Source organism: Streptomyces sp. CB01249 (genome assembly GCF_001905735.1).
In the GTDB taxonomy this organism is placed as follows: Bacteria; Actinomycetota; Actinomycetes; order Streptomycetales; family Streptomycetaceae; genus Streptomyces.
Genome location: NZ_LISW01000006.1, coordinates 111,453 through 123,435, shown reverse-complemented (window position 1 = coordinate 123,435; position 11,983 = coordinate 111,453). Strand labels below are relative to the sequence as shown.

13 protein-coding genes are annotated in these 11,983 nt (G+C 73.7%); 5 read left to right on the top strand and 8 right to left on the bottom strand.

Annotation, left to right across the window (positions count from 1 at the left end):
• Positions 1–4: 4 nt before the first annotated feature.
• The 4 genes from AMK18_RS34960 to hisD are packed head-to-tail and all read right to left on the bottom strand — an operon-like array spanning position 5 to position 3,217.
• A complete protein-coding gene (locus AMK18_RS34960) occupies positions 5–172 on the bottom strand; it encodes a hypothetical protein (protein ID WP_018104487.1) in 168 nt (55 codons plus the stop codon).
• Positions 169–765 carry an imidazoleglycerol-phosphate dehydratase HisB gene (gene hisB / locus AMK18_RS25415; RefSeq protein ID WP_037786278.1) on the bottom strand — a complete coding sequence of 199 codons (597 nt, stop codon included), beginning with the start codon at positions 763–765 and terminating at the stop codon, positions 169–171. Before hisB ends, AMK18_RS34960 begins: the two co-directional genes overlap by 4 nt.
• Complete coding sequence (locus AMK18_RS25410; protein ID WP_073864621.1) at positions 762–1,898, bottom strand: histidinol-phosphate transaminase; 1,137 nt, start codon at positions 1,896–1,898, stop codon at positions 762–764. Before AMK18_RS25410 ends, hisB begins: the two co-directional genes overlap by 4 nt.
• The gene (hisD, locus tag AMK18_RS25405) at positions 1,895–3,217 is read right to left on the bottom strand and encodes a histidinol dehydrogenase (RefSeq protein ID WP_026171706.1); all 1,323 of its coding nucleotides are present in this window, start codon (positions 3,215–3,217) and stop codon (positions 1,895–1,897) included. The genes AMK18_RS25410 and hisD overlap by 4 nt, the downstream gene beginning before the upstream one ends.
• A 146-nt stretch (positions 3,218–3,363) precedes the next feature.
• On the opposite strand from hisD, the gene AMK18_RS25400 reads away from it, so the two are divergent.
• The 4 genes from AMK18_RS25400 (at position 3,364) to ybaK (ending at position 7,484) form a co-directional block, all read left to right on the top strand.
• The gene (locus tag AMK18_RS25400) at positions 3,364–4,965 is read left to right on the top strand and encodes an oxidoreductase (RefSeq protein ID WP_073864620.1); all 1,602 of its coding nucleotides are present in this window, start codon (positions 3,364–3,366) and stop codon (positions 4,963–4,965) included.
• A gap of 224 nt (positions 4,966–5,189) precedes the next feature.
• The gene (locus AMK18_RS25395) at positions 5,190–6,230 is read left to right on the top strand and encodes a hypothetical protein (protein WP_073864619.1); all 1,041 of its coding nucleotides are present in this window, start codon (positions 5,190–5,192) and stop codon (positions 6,228–6,230) included.
• Positions 6,231–6,235: 5 nt separating this feature from the next.
• A complete protein-coding gene (locus AMK18_RS25390) occupies positions 6,236–6,979 on the top strand; it encodes an LON peptidase substrate-binding domain-containing protein (RefSeq protein WP_073864618.1) in 744 nt (247 codons plus the stop codon).
• 4 nt (positions 6,980–6,983) lie between these two features.
• A complete protein-coding gene (gene ybaK / locus AMK18_RS25385; RefSeq protein WP_073864617.1) occupies positions 6,984–7,484 on the top strand; it encodes a Cys-tRNA(Pro) deacylase in 501 nt (166 codons plus the stop codon).
• Positions 7,485–7,587: 103 nt separating this feature from the next.
• Here the strand turns inward: ybaK and AMK18_RS25380 are convergent, their stop codons facing one another.
• The 4 genes from AMK18_RS25380 to AMK18_RS25365 all read right to left on the bottom strand — a co-directional run bounded on the left by AMK18_RS25380 (position 7,588) and on the right by AMK18_RS25365 (position 11,581).
• Positions 7,588–8,325, bottom strand: coding sequence for a hypothetical protein (locus tag AMK18_RS25380; RefSeq protein ID WP_026171705.1), 738 nt, complete (start codon positions 8,323–8,325; stop codon positions 7,588–7,590).
• A gap of 34 nt (positions 8,326–8,359) precedes the next feature.
• On the bottom strand, positions 8,360–9,145 hold the full coding sequence (locus tag AMK18_RS25375) for an ABC transporter permease (protein ID WP_018104477.1): 786 nt from the start codon (positions 9,143–9,145) through the stop codon (positions 8,360–8,362).
• Entirely contained in the window at positions 9,142–10,116 is a 975-nt protein-coding gene (locus AMK18_RS25370) for an ABC transporter ATP-binding protein (protein ID WP_026171704.1), read from the bottom strand. Before AMK18_RS25370 ends, AMK18_RS25375 begins: the two co-directional genes overlap by 4 nt.
• A gap of 154 nt (positions 10,117–10,270) precedes the next feature.
• Complete coding sequence (locus tag AMK18_RS25365) at positions 10,271–11,581, bottom strand: NYN domain-containing protein (protein WP_073864616.1); 1,311 nt, start codon at positions 11,579–11,581, stop codon at positions 10,271–10,273.
• Positions 11,582–11,803: 222 nt separating this feature from the next.
• On the opposite strand from AMK18_RS25365, the gene AMK18_RS25360 reads away from it, so the two are divergent.
• Positions 11,804–11,983: a hypothetical protein gene (locus tag AMK18_RS25360; RefSeq protein WP_018104474.1), complete on the top strand. Its 180-nt coding sequence runs from the start codon at positions 11,804–11,806 to the stop codon at positions 11,981–11,983.

The window sequence follows — 11,983 nt, the reverse complement described above, 5'->3', positions numbered from 1 at the left end:
CTTCCTAGTCCCAGAGACCTTGAATGCGCAGGACGCCCGCCACCAGGCACATCAGCGATGCGATGGAGAGCAGGACGATGACGCCCTTGGGCATGCCCTGCTTGGAGAAGGAGTAGACCCCGCCGGCCAGGAACAGGCCGACCAGGATCAGGATGGTGTTGAGGCCGGTCACAGGGCGCCCTTCGTGGACGGGAGGATGCCGGCCGCGCGCGGGTCGTGCTCGCTGGCGTAGCGCAGGGCGCGCGCGAGCGCCTTGAACTGGCACTCCACGATGTGGTGCGCGTTGCGCCCGTACGGGACGTGGACGTGCAGGGCGATCTGCGCCTGGGCGACGAACGACTCCAGGATGTGCCGGGTCATCGTCGTGTCGTAGGCGCCGATCATCGGCGCCATGTTCTCGGGCTCGGTGTGCACCAGGTAGGGGCGGCCGGAGAGGTCGACGGTGACCTGGGCGAGCGATTCGTCCAGCGGGACGGTGCAGTTGCCGAAGCGGTAGATGCCGACCTTGTCGCCGAGCGCCTGCTTGAAGGCGGCGCCGAGTGCGAGGGCGGTGTCCTCGATGGTGTGGTGCGAGTCGATGTGCAGGTCGCCGTCGGTCTTGACGGTGAGGTCGAACAGACCGTGCCGGCCGAGCTGGTCGAGCATGTGGTCGTAGAAGCCGACCCCGGTCGCGACGTCGACCTTGCCGGTGCCGTCGAGGTTGATCTCGACCAGCACGGACGTTTCCTTGGTGGTGCGTTCCACGCGGCCTACGCGGGGGCTCATGCGTCGTGCTCCTTCTTAATTTCGCGAACCGCGTCGAGGAACGCGTCGTTCTCTGCCGGGGTCCCCGCGGAGACCCGCAGCCATCCCGGTACGCCGTTGTCCCGGACCAGGACGCCCCGGTCGAGGATCTGCCGCCAGGCGGTGTGGCTGTCGGCGAAGCGGCCGAACTGGACGAAGTTGGCGTCCGATTCGGTGACGTCGAAGCCGAGACCGCGCAGCTCGGTGACGATCCGGTCGCGCTCGCTCTTGAGCTGCGCGACGTACCCGAGGAGCGTATCGGTGTGCTCCAGGGCGGCGAGCGCGGTGGCCTGGGTGACGGAGGACAGGTGGTACGGCAGCCGGACCAGCTGCACCGCGTCGACCACGGCGGGGTCGGCGGCCAGGTAGCCGAGGCGGAGCCCGGCGGCGCCGAACGCCTTCGACATGGTGCGCGAGAGCACCAGGTGGCGGCGGCCCTCGATCAGCGGGAGCAGCGAGGGGTGGTGGCTGAATTCGCCGTACGCCTCGTCCACGACGACCATCGACGGCTTGGCGGCCTGCGCGGCCTCGTACAGCGCGAGGACGGTGTCGGCGTCGACGGCGGTGCCGGTGGGGTTGTTGGGCGAGGTGATGAAGACGACGTCGGGGCGGCGCTCCGCGATGGCGGCGCGGGCGGCGTCGACGTCGATGGTGAAGTCCTCGTTGCGCGGACCGGAGATCCAGCCGGTGCCGGTGCCGCGCGAGATGAGGGCGTGCATCGAGTACGAGGGCTCGAAGCCGATCGCGGTGCGGCCGGGCCCGCCGAAGGTCTGGAGCAGCTGCTGAAGGACCTCGTTGGAGCCGTTGGCGGCCCAGACGTTGGCGGCCTCGACGTGGTGCCCGGCGGTGCGGGTGAGGTAGCGGGCGAGCTCGGTGCGCAGCTCGACGGCGTCCCGGTCGGGGTAGCGGTTGAGGTCGCGGGCGGCCTCGCGGACCCGTTCGGCGATGCGGTCGACCAGGGCCTCGGGCAGCGGGTAGGGGTTCTCGTTGGTGTTGAGCCGTACGGGAACGTCGAGCTGGGGCGCGCCGTACGGGGACTGGCCGCGCAGTTCGTCGCGGAGGGGCAGGGCGTCCCAGGGGTTGGCCGTGGGACCGCCCGCGTTGCTGTTCGTCACTGCTGGGGAACCTTCCACCCGAACCTGGCCTTGAGCGCGGCGCCGTGGGCGGGGAGGTCCTCCGCCTCGGCGAGGGTCACCACGTGGTGGGTGACCTCGGCGAGCGCGTCGCGCGTGTAGTCGACGATGTGGATGCCGCGCAGGAAGGACTGCACGGACAGGCCCGAGGAGTGGCAGGCGCAGCCGCCGGTGGGCAGCACGTGGTTGGAGCCCGCGCAGTAGTCGCCGAGCGAGACGGGCGACCAGGGGCCGACGAAGACCGCCCCGGCGTTGCGGACGCGGTCGGCGAGCGCGGCGGCACCGGCGGTCTGGATCTCCAGGTGCTCGGCGGCGTACGCGTTGACGACGGTGAGGCCGTCCTCCAGGTCGTTGACGAGGACGATCGCGGACTGCCGGCCGGCGAGGGCGGGCTCGATGCGCTCCTCGACGTGCTTGGTCGCGGCGACCTGGGTGACCAGCTCGGCCTCGGTGGCGGCGGCCAGCTCCTCGGAGTCGGTGACGAGGACGGCGGCGGCCATCGGGTCGTGCTCGGCCTGGCTGATCAGGTCGGCGGCGACGTGCACCGGGTCGGCGGTGGCGTCGGCCAGGATCGCGATCTCGGTGGGTCCGGCTTCGGCGTCGATGCCGATACGGCCCTTGAGGAGGCGCTTGGCGGCGGCGACGTAGATGTTGCCGGGGCCGGTGACCAGGTCGACGGGGCGGCAGTCCTCGGTGCCGTACGCGAACATCGCGACGGCCTGGGCACCTCCCGCCGCGTAGACCTCGTCCACGCCGAGGAGGGCGCAGGCGGCCAGGATCGTCGGGTGCGGGAGGCCGCCGAACTCCTTCTGGGGCGGCGAGGCGACGGCGAGGCCGGGGACGCCCGCCTCCTGGGCCGGGACGACGTTCATCACGACGGAGGACGGGTAGACCGCGCGGCCGCCCGGCACGTAGAGCCCGACGCGGTCGACGGGCACCCACTTCTCGGTGACCGTGCCGCCGGGGACGACCTGGGTGGTGTGCGTGGTGCGGCGCTGGGCGCGGTGGACGAGGCGGGCGCGGCGGATGGACTCGTCGAGGGCGGCGCGGACGGCCGGGTCGAGCTCGTCCAGGGCCCGGGCGAGGGCGGCGGCGGGCACCCGGACCGATTCCAGCCGGACGCCGTCGAACTTCTCCCCCCAGTCGATCACTGCCGCCGAGCCACGATGGCGTACGTCCTCGCAGATGGGCCGCACCGTCTCCAGGGCGGCTTCCACGTCGAACTCGGCACGGGGCAGCAGGTCGCGCAGGGCGCCACCCTCGGGGAGGGCATCGCCGCGCAGATCGATTCGAGAGATCACACCGCAATTCTCGCAGACCGCCACGCGCGGCCGGACGGCCGTATCACTGGCTGATACATGCCGGTGCTGTGACGGCTGACTATGTGCGTTCATTCCGTCACTCAGAGGGAATAACGGGATCACGCCTCCGAACGAAAGGGGCACCGGTGACGGAGCGGCACGACGATGATCTCCCGGACGGCCTCAGCGCGGCGGAGCTGGGCATGTGGCAGTCCTTCCGGAACGGCACGACCTACGACCTCCGGTCCCGCGACCGGGCCCGCGACGATCCGTTCGCCCCGCACGAGTGGGGCCCCGAGCGCAGTGTGGCGGCCCGGGTCGTCGCCCGGCTGCTGCTGAGCGGCCCGCCGGCCCGACCGGGCCGGGTGACGGCGCTGAAGCTCTGGGGCGTACGGATCACGGGGAAGCTGGACCTGGCGGGCGGGCGCGTCGATCCGTACGTGGAGCTGACCGGCTGCCGGTTCGACGAGGAGGTGGCGTTCCCGGAGTGCCACTTCACGACCCTGCGGCTGGTGGGGTGCGCGGTGCCCCGGATCGACGCGGCCCGGCTGCGCACCGAGGGCGATCTGCATCTGCCGCGCTGCCGGGTGGAGCGCGGGATCCGGCTGACGGACGCCCAGATCGGCACGGACCTGCTGGTCAACCAGATCGAGGTCGGCCCGGACCGGCAGGGGCGGGCGCTGCTCGGGGACGGCCTCGCGGTCGCCCAGGACCTCCAGGCCGAGATGGCCGACATGCTGGGCGAGCTGAGTCTGCGCGGGGCGAAGGTGGGCGGCTCGCTGAGCCTGCGCGGCAGCCGGCTGCGCGCGGGCCGGGGCCGCCGCGCGCTGAACGCCCCGCAGCTCAGCGTCGAGCGGACGCTGTACATGAGCGAGGCGTGGGTCAGCGTCGACACGGGGAACCAGGGCACCACTCCCCCGTACGGCATCGCGACCTCGCCGACCCCGGCGCACGGCACCCGCTCGCAGGTGTTCCGCTGCCGGGGCGGGGTGCGGCTGGACGACGGCAGGTTCGGGGACGCGGTGGACCTGCACAAGGCGGTGTTCGTGCTGGACGCGCACGAGGAGCTGTCGCTGCGCCGGACGGTCACTCCGGAGCTCCGGTTCAACCCGGAGCGCCCGGTGCGCGGCCGGGTGGTGCTCAACGGCGCGAAGGTCGTCACGCTGATCGACGTGTCGTCCAGCTGGCCGGGCCCGGGCGGCCTCGCGATGGGCGGCTTCGTGTACGAGAACCTCGTCCCGTACGGACACTTCCCGCTGTCCCGGCGCCTGGAGTGGGTGGCGGCGGCGACGCCGGAGTACGTGCCGGAGCCGTACGAGCGGCTGGCGGCGGTGCTCCGGAGCTGCGGGGAGGACGCGGACGCCCGGGAGGTGCTGCTCGCCAAGCAGCGCCGCCGCCGCGAGACCCTGCCGCCGGCCGGGAAGCTGTGGGGCTACCTCCAGGACTGGACGGTGGCGTACGGATACCGGCCGGGGCGGGCCGCGGTGTGGATGGCGGTGCTGTGGGCGGCGGGCACGCTGGCGTTCTCGCGCTACCACCCGGCGTCGCTCAAGGGCGAGGAGCACCCGCAGTGGAACGCGGCGCTGTACGCGCTGGATCTGCTCATCCCGGTGATCGATCTCGGCCAGGACGGCTACTGGCGGATGGAGGGCGGCTGGCAGTGGATGGCGGCCGCGCTGATCCTGGTGGGTTGGATACTGGCCACCACGGTCGCGGCGGGCGCCTCCCGGATGCTGCGCCGGGGCTGACCGCCGGGCGCCGGTGCGCGGGCGGCCCTCCCCGGTGACGGCGGGCCGTACGGCGGCCGGTCAGGGCGCGGCAGACCACGGACCTTCTGCCCAGGAGCAACGAGAATCAGCCAGAATCCCCGGATTCCTTTACCGCTCCTTGACCGATGGCCGGGCAACCCATCCGCTCGGCACAAATGCTTCACAGCGCTCCCTCTGGCGCCCGCCTCCACCAGCGCTTTTGAATGGTCTGCACCATGCCTTTCCTCCGCGCTCTGCTCCGAACCGCGCGCGTGATCCGGCACACCCCGGTGCTCTCCACCGGGCTGCCCACGGACCACGCCGTGCTGCTCGACGCCCCCGACGAACGGCTGTCGCCCGCGCTGGTGGCCGCCGCTGCCGGGGAGTACGAACCGGCCGCGAAGCTCCTGGCGACCACCCGGGACGCGGCCGAGTGGGAGAGCCGGGACCGCTATCTGAGACGGCTCGTCGCGTTCGCCCGCAATCGGGACGGCTGGCTCGCGGACTGGCTGGCCGCCGCGCCGCACGATCCGGACGCGCTGCTCGTCAAGGCGCAGCTCTCGGTCGACCGCGCCTGGGAGTCCCCGGCGCGCGCGGAGCAGCTGCGCGAGGTGGGGCCGCTGATCACGGCGGCCGCGGCCGGTGATCCGCGCGACCCGGTGCCCTGGCGCCTGGCGCTGGACCACGCCCGGGGCACGCAGGCCACGCACACCACGTTCGAGGAGCTGTGGGGGGAGGCCCTCCGGCGCTCCACGCACCACTACGGCTGCCATGTCGCCGCCCTCCAGTACCTCTCGGCCGCCTGGTACGGCTCGCACCGCGAGTGCTTCGACTTCGCCGAGCGGGCCGCCGAGGACTCGGTGCCCAACTCCCTGGTGCAGGCGCTGCCGCTGCGGGCCGCGTTCGCGATGCTCACCGAAGGGCCGTGGGACACCCGGTCGACCTCGGTGCAGGTGGAGCGGATCGACGCGGCGGCTGACCTGGCGATCTCGCTGTCGGCCTCCTTCGCCCCCGGCGACCCGTGGCCGGCCGAGGTCCGCAATCTGCTCGCGTACGTCCTGGTGGTACGGGGCCGGTGGGCCGAGGCGCTGGAACAGTTCGGCCGGATCGGCCCGCACGCGTCCTCGTTCCCGTGGGCTTCGGTGTCCGGCGATCCGCTGGGCCGGTTCCTGGACGCACGGGACGGCGCACGGCTCCGGGTGGCCTCCGCGACCCCGCTGAGGCAAGGCTCCGGGCGAGGGCGGGCGCGCGGCCATTACGCTTGACCGCTGTGACCACCGCTCGCCTGCCCCTGTTCCCGCTGAACGCGGTGCTGTTCCCGGGCCTCGTGCTGCCCCTCAACGTCTTCGAGGAGCGATATCGCGCCATGATGCGGGAGCTCCTGACCATCGATGAGGACGAACCGCGCCGGTTCGCCGTGGTCGCCATCCGCGACGGCCGGGAGACCGCCGTCACGGGGCTCGGCATGCCGGAGGCGGTCCGCAAGCCCGTCGAACGCGGCCCGGCCGACGGCTTCGGACCCGATCCCCTCCAGTCGCTGCACCGGGTGGGCTGCGTCGCCGACGCCGCGACCGTCCGGGAGCGCGCGGACGGCAGCTTCGAGGTCCTGGCCACCGGCACCACCCGGGTCCGGCTGCTGTCCGTGGACGCGAGCGGACCCTTCCTCACGGCCGAGCTGGAGGAGCTGGAGGAGGACCCGGGCGACGAGGCGGGCCCGCTCGCCGAGGGCGTCCTGCGCGCCTTCCGCGGCTACCAGAAGCGCCTGGCGGGTGCGAGCGAACGCTCCCTCACCACGGGCGCGGAGCTGCCGGACGACCCGTCGGTCGTCTCCTACCTGGTCGCCTCCACGGTGGTCCTGGACGTCCCCGCCAAGCAGCGGCTCCTCCAGGCCCCGGACACCGCGACCCGGCTCCGCGAGGAGCTGCGGATCCTGCGCGCGGAGACGGCGGTGATCCGGCATCTGCCCTCCCTCCCGGCGGTGGACCTGACCGTCGCCCCGACGCACCCCAACTGAGGCCATGGCCAAGAAGCAGAAGAAGTCCCCGTCCGGCGGCACCCCCGCCACGGTCGCCCTGACGGCGGCGGGCACGGAGTTCACCGTGCACGCGTACGAGCACGACCCGGCGTCGCCCTCCTACGGCGAGGAGGCGGCCGAGGCCCTGGGCGTCTCCCCCGACCGCGTCTTCAAGACGCTGATCGCCGACGTGGACGGCCGCCTGACGGTCGCGGTCGTCCCGGTCGCCGGCTCCCTGGACCTGAAGGCCCTGGCCGCGGCGGCCGGCGGCAAACGCGCCACGATGGCGGACCCGGCCGCGGCGGAACGCACCACGGGCTACGTCCGGGGCGGCATCTCCCCCCTGGGCCAGCGCAAACGCCTCCCCACGGTCCTGGACGCCTCCTCCCGCACCCACCCCACGATCTGCGTCTCGGCGGGCCGCCGCGGCCTGGAGGTGGAGCTGTCCCCGGAGGACCTGGCGACGCTGACGGGCGCGGTGTTCGCGGACATCGGCCGGGGTTGAGCGGGGAGCCATCCAGCCTCGCCGGCGTTTGAGGCGCGGGGTCCGGGGCGGAGCCCCGGTTTCGGGAAGGGGCGGGGAGGGGAAAGCCCCGCGCAGCGGCCCCCTAAGCCTGGTCGGACGACGGCGCGCCGGACCCGGAGGACGGCACCCCGGACGACGGCGCCGAAGGCGCCCCGGGCCCCCACCCCCCGTAAGACGCCCACTCCCCCTCGAACTCCCGCGGCCCCCAAGCCGCGGTCAACCCCAGATGCACCACCATCGCCGCCAGCCCCCAAGCCAGCAGCACCCCATGCGCGTGCATCTCCAACGGCGCGTCGAACACGACCCCCTTGCCGACCTCCCGCGCGTGCGCGACCACATCCGAGGTCGGCCCCAGCCGCGTCCCGAGCTGCCACGCCAGCAGCGACCCGAGGACGCTGCCCACCGCGAGACCCACCGTCAGCCAGATCCCGCCGCGCCGGTGGAACAAGAACACGAGCCCCGCCGAGACCGCCCCGAACGCCAGCCCGAGCAGGGCGAACGTGCCGTCGGCCCCGATCGCCTCCTCGCCCTCGCTGTCGTTGAGGAAGACCGCGGTGTTGTCGGAGATCAGCGGCACCCGGGGCGCCAGCCACAGCCACAGCAGCCCCAGCAGGACACCGGCGACGGTCACCACGGCGGCGACGATCCCCGCCCGCCGCAGATCCGCCCGCAGCTCCTCCCGGTCCACCCCCGGCGAGGGCGCCAGGTGGGAGCCGTACACAGCGGCGGGACCGCCCGGCTCACCCCCCGGACCCGGCTTCTGCCAGTCGTGGTGGTCGTCGGACGAGGGCCGGTTCGGCGGCGTCAGAGGTGCGGTCACCGTGCCATCGTGCCAGGCGCCCGTGAGCCGCGCCTCACCGGACCGCCGCCCTGCGGTACGCCCAGGTGGCGACGGCGAGCGAGACGACCCCGACGACGGCGCAGACCGCGAGGTCGAGCGCGACGACCGCCCAGTCGGGGTGGGCGCCGAAGGATCGGGCCAGCGCCTCGACCCCGTACGTGGACGGCAGCAGATCGCGCGCCCAGCCCACCGGCTCCGGCAGCCGGTCGGCCGGCAGGACACCCAGCAGGAGCGCGGCGGACATGCCGAGCTGTCCGAGGAGCGTGGCGAGCTCCTGGCGCGGCGCGAGGAGCCCCAGCGCGGCGCCGAGGCCCGAGAGCGCCGCGCCGGAGAGCGGCACGACGGCCACGAGCACCCACAGATGCGCCATCGGCAGCCCGAACAGCACGCTGCCGGTCACCGCGGTGACGACGGTGCCGGGCACGGTGAAGGAGGCGTACGCCCCCGCCGCGCCGAGCACGACGGCGGCGGGCGGCACGGGCAGGGTGGCGTAGTGGTCGAGCCCGCCGCCCGCCCGGAGCTGCCCGAAGTACTGGGCGAGGAGGTTCAGCGCGACGAAGGCGACGACCAGGACGCTGGACCCGGCGACGACGGCCCGCGCCTCGGAGCCGCCGTCCACCACCCCGCGCATGAGGATCATGATGCCGATGGACTGGAAGGTCGCCACGAAGAGCAGCGGGATGCGGGCCACCCGGGCCCGGGAGAGCTGGGCGCGGTAGACGGCCGCGAGGGAGGGGAACAGCCGGGCCCGGGGGGCGAGCGTCGCGGCCGCCCCGGCCACCGCACCGATTCCGCTCATGCCTTCACCAGTCCCTTGGTCGCGCCGCCGCCGAGCGCGAGGTAGACGTCCTCCAGGCTCGGCGTCGCCAGGCTGAAGTCGTCCAGCGCCGCGAAGGCCGCTCCCCCGGTCACCGCGGCGACCGCCGCCCGCGCCTCGTCGGGCGCGAGCCGCAGCGCCCAGCGCCGCCCGGACTCCTGCGCACGCGCGCGCAGGGCCGCGACCTCGGGTACCTCCAGGGGGGCGCGGTCGCGCCACACCAGCTCGACCCGGACCTCCCCGGCGACGCGCTCCTTGAGCCCGCCGGGGGTGTCGCAGGCGATGACCTTGCCGCGTTCGATGACGGCGACCCGGTCGAGGACGGTCTCGGCCTCGATGACGTTGTGGGTGACCAGCAGGACCGTGGCGCCGCGCTCCGCGCGCCGCCGGTCGACGGCGGCCCAGACGGCGCGCCGGGCCACCGGGTCCATGCCGGTCGTGGGCTCGTCCAGGACGAGCACGGGGCGCTCCCCGACGAGCGCGGCGGCGAAGCAGGCAAGGCGCCGCTGGCCACCGGAGAGCTTCTTCAGCGGGCGGCCCGCGAGGTCGGTGAGCCCGAGCTCGTCCAGGACGGCGTCGCGCTCGGCCCGGGCCTCGCGCACCGGGAGCCCGCGCAGCCGCCCGGTGGTCTCGGCGGCGAGGGCGACGGTCAGCTCGTCCAGGGCGGTGGACTCCTGCCCCAGGTAGCCGATCAGCCGGGAGGCCCGCTCGGGGTGGCGCACGAGGTCGTGGCCGAGGATGTCGACGCTGCCGGAGTCGGGCCGCATCAGCCCGGTGAGCTGGCGTACGAGGGTGGACTTGCCGGCTCCGTTGGGCCCGAGCAGTCCGAAGATCTCCCCGCGCCGGACGTCGAGGCTGATGCCGTCGGTGGCGCGTACTTCGGGGGTCGCGGGCGTGCCGCGGCGGCCCCGGGCCGGGGGGTAGGTCTTCACCAGATCGCGCACCGCGCACACGGTGGCGCTCGCCGTCGGCGCCTGCACTGTCCCCGTACTCACGAGGTACGAGGGTACGGGGTCCGGGGACCGGCATTACGCCCGGGGCCGCACCGATCGGACATCAACGCCACGGACGGCGGCCGGGTTGAGCGGCCCTCACGCGAATGTGGACTCAGTCTCCGGCGGGCCCGGATTTCCCGGCCTTCTCCGCGGCCCGCTCGGCCGCCGGGGCGTGGTCGGCGGCGGTCCGTACGTCGATCTCGCGCCAGAAGCCCGCCCGGATCGCGTACCGGTCGTGCTCGTCGATCTGGTCGTCCTTGTGGGCGAGGAGGCCGAAGCGGGCCGCGTACCGCAGGAGTTCGCCGTCGATGCGGTGCGGGATGCGCGGGTAGAGGGCGGAGAGCTTCTGCAGGTGGCCGGCCTCCGGCAGCCGCTCCATCCAGCGCCGGGCGAAGACCTGGCCCACCTCGAAGGGGTCGCCGCCGACCGTGGTGATGTCCTCCTCGCGGTCGGCCCAGCGCTGTTCGGCGCTGGTGAGCTGGGCGAGCGTCGGCAGGGACGCGGTCTCCGGGGGTTCGCCCAGCGGACCGCCGCGCTCCACCCAGCCCCGGTCCGACGACCAGCGCAGGGTCGCCGCGGGCTGCGGGGCGGGCTGCCGCTCGGCCGGTCCGGCGGGCCCGCGCAGGGTGCCGGCCAGGTCCTTCGGGGTGGGCACGCCCTTGGTGCCGGGGCCGTGCGCGGGCGGGGCGGGGGCCTCACCGGGCCGGGGCGCCGCCTCCTCGTCGTCGCGGGCCGTGTCGGCCTGCGCGGCGGCCCTGGACGCGCGCTCGGCGGAGGCGGCGAGGGCCGATTCGGGCAGCGGGGCGGAGAGGATCGCGGCGATCTCGGGGCGCGGGACGGGCGGCGGGGCGCAGAGGCCGCCGGTCTCCTTGGCCCGGACGGCCTGGGTGATCCAGGCGCGGTCCAGGACGCGGCGCTCGTCGGCCTCGGCGACCAGGTCCTCGGACTGGTTGTAGTCGCCGTCGGCGGCCTGGACGGCCCAGAGGTGGACGGCGACGCCGTGCTCCTTGGCGGACATCAGACCGGGGAGCAGGTCGCCGTCGCCGGTCACCAGGACCACGTCGGAGCAGGCGCGGTTGCGGGCGAGCTCGGTCAGCTCGGCGTGCATCGCGGCGTCGACGCCCTTCTGCGCCCAGCGTCCGTCACTGCGGGTGAGGGCGCCGAGCCGGACGGTGACCCGGGGCATCACGCGCAGCCTGCGGTGCTCGGGCTGCGGGACGCGGTCGGGGGCACCGTCGAACCAGTAGATCCGCAGCAGCGGCTGCGCGGTGTCGGCCTCGGCGCGCTCGCGCAGCTGCTGGATGAGGGCCGCGTGGTCGACGGTGATGCGGGACCGGGCGGGCTCTCCTGCCAGCAGACTCGCGGCTGCGCCCAGCAAGTAGCCGGCGTCCACCAGGACGACGCAACGGTCCACGCGTTCCACCCTCTTCCAGGCAATCGGGATCGGGTTTTCTCAGGGTTCCTTCGAGTCTGCCCGACCACGCCGGGGTTAACGGCCGGAACTCGATCATCGGCGTGGCGGATCGCGAAAAGCGCGCATCATACCCCGTCACTACGCACGGTAATGATCCGACATGCGATGTTTATCCGATTATGTGAATCTGACGGTGGTCCTGGCCCCAAGAGTCCTTATAGGAGGAACACCATGGCCAAGAACAAGAACCGCAAGCAGGGCAGCCAGCAGGATCGCTCTTCGCAGTCGGAGCGCGCTGCCGAGCAGGCACGCTCGACGGCCGCCGAGGCGCGGAGCGCGATGGATTCGCAGGCCCAGGGCAGCCCTGCCGATGTTGCGCGTAAGCATCAGCGGCGCTTCGGCCACAACTGA

Coding starts and splice junctions, on each gene's coding strand:
- hisB (WP_037786278.1), bottom strand. CDS start 765: ATGAGCCCCCGCGTAGGCCGCGTGGAACGCACCACCAAGGAAACGTCC.
- AMK18_RS25395 (WP_073864619.1), top strand. CDS start 5,190: ATGGTCTGCACCATGCCTTTCCTCCGCGCTCTGCTCCGAACCGCGCGC.
- ybaK (WP_073864617.1), top strand. CDS start 6,984: ATGGCCAAGAAGCAGAAGAAGTCCCCGTCCGGCGGCACCCCCGCCACG.
- AMK18_RS25375 (WP_018104477.1), bottom strand. CDS start 9,145: ATGAGCGGAATCGGTGCGGTGGCCGGGGCGGCCGCGACGCTCGCCCCC.
- AMK18_RS25360 (WP_018104474.1), top strand. CDS start 11,804: ATGGCCAAGAACAAGAACCGCAAGCAGGGCAGCCAGCAGGATCGCTCT.